General features: G+C 44.5%; 1 protein-coding gene. It reads right to left on the reverse strand.

Annotated features, from left to right (window positions below):
• Window positions 1-218 (reverse strand): hypothetical protein (locus Q0951_RS17095; protein WP_299339551.1); only part of this gene is annotated, 218 nt, incomplete at both ends.

Consider the following 218-nt stretch of genomic DNA (forward strand, 5'->3'; position numbering starts at 1 on the left):
TTCTGAGGCACAACAATACTGTTGCCGTTTCCATCATCGAAGGTCCAGTTGATTACAAATGTCCCTTGCGAATTATACGTTAGTGGATCACTTGTGGTTCCTGTGAGTGTTCCTGAGCAGTTATCCGTTGTGGTTGGTGCGGTGGCTGTGGCTGAACATTCGCCTGTGATATCAGATAATGTTGGTATCACTGGATCTGTGATATCATCAATAATCAC

Origin of the sequence: uncultured Psychroserpens sp., assembly GCF_947501425.1 — a bacterium.
Lineage (GTDB): Bacteria > Bacteroidota > Bacteroidia > Flavobacteriales > Flavobacteriaceae > Psychroserpens.